Source organism: bacterium (assembly GCA_030654305.1).
In the GTDB taxonomy this organism is placed as follows: domain Bacteria; phylum Krumholzibacteriota; class Krumholzibacteriia; order LZORAL124-64-63; family LZORAL124-64-63; genus PNOJ01.
Window position 1 is genome coordinate 1 of record JAURXS010000264.1, and the last position, 1,455, is coordinate 1,455.

Here is a 1,455-nt window from a genome sequence, read left to right on the forward strand (position 1 = left end):
GCCGGTGGTGGTGGAAAACCGCGCCGGTGCCGGTGGCGCCATCGCGGTGCAGGCCATGATCGCGGCGCCGGCCGATGGCAGCACCATCATGATGACGGCGAGCAACATCCTGACCGAAATCCCGCACGTGATGAAGACGGCCTTTGACCCGCTCAAGGACGTGAAGCCGGTGACCGCGATCGCCCGCGCCAGCATGGTGATGATCGGCGCGCCCAACGTGCCGGCCAAGGCCGTCAAGGGCGTGGTCGCCTGGGTGAAGGCCAACCCGGGCAAAGTGAGCTTCGCGTCGTACAGCACCGGCACCAGCTCGCACTACGCCGGCATGATCCTGAACCAGAAGGCCGGGCTGGACATGCAGCACGTGCCCTTCGCCGGCTCGCCACCCGCGCTGGCCCAGGTGATGGGCAGCCAGATCCCGCTGATGTTCGACGGCCTGGCCACCGCGCGCAACATGATCACGGCGGGCAAGGTGCAGGCTTTCGGCGTGGCGTCAAAGAAGCGTTCGCAGCACCTGCCCAACGTGCCGACGCTGGCCGAACAGGGCTACCCCGAGCTCGACTTCAGCAACTGGGTCGGCATCATCGTGGCGGCCGGTGTGCCCACCGCCCTGGTGGAGAAGATCAACGCCGCGGTGGACAAGGCCGCGGCCTCGCCCAAGGTGCGCGACCGCCTGCTCGGCGCGGGCTTCGACCTCGGTGGTGACGAGACCGCCGAACAGATGGCGAAATCGCTGCGCGCGGACTTCGAGCGCAATGCCAGCATCGTCAAGACCTTCGACATCAAGCTCAACCAGTAACGCCCTGAGCCGGGCGCCGGCGGCGCCGCCTCCGCGCACACGCGGCGCCCCACCCACCCCCCAACGTATTCCTTGTCAGCGGGCCAGTGCCCGCGGGCCAGGCCTTCGTGCGCGACATCGGCCCACCCGGCTCGCGCTGACCCGCTGCATTTCCGTCTCCACCCACCCCCGAGGAACCAGAAGATGAACACCCCGAAGCACCCCGCCCTGCCCGCCCAGAACCGTCGCTACAGCGCAGGCTCGGCCCTGATGTCGCACCACAAAACCTGGCTCGCAGCAGCCCTGTTGATGGGCAGCGCCCCCTGGGCCCTGGCGCAGGAGTCCAACGTGACCCTGTTCGGCACCGTGGCCGCATCGGCCCTGAACCTCAGCCACCAGGCCAACGGCACGGGCACCCGTCTGGTGAGTGGTCCGTGGACGGCGCCCTCTTACGGCCTGCGCGGCAACGAGGCGCTGGGTGGCGGGCTGACGGCGAGCTTCCGCCTGGAGTCTTCGCTGGACCTGCCCACGGGCGGCGCCGGCCGCACCGTGCTGGGCAGCGCCAAACACTTTGACAAGGCCGCCTGGGTGGGCCTGGGCAACCAGCAGGTCAACCTGACCGCCGGGCGCCAGCTGCACGCGGGCATCGACCGCATCGCCGAGACGCTGGACGTGTTCCA

The 1,455-nt window shown here is 69.3% G+C and carries 2 protein-coding genes; both read left to right on the plus strand.

Annotated features, from left to right (window positions below):
- Positions 1 to 796 (plus strand): tripartite tricarboxylate transporter substrate binding protein (locus Q7W29_07505; protein ID MDO9171659.1); only part of this gene is annotated, 796 nt, incomplete at its 5' end.
- 183 nt (positions 797 to 979) lie between these two features.
- Positions 980 to 1,455 (plus strand): porin (locus Q7W29_07510; GenBank protein ID MDO9171660.1); only part of this gene is annotated, 476 nt, incomplete at its 3' end.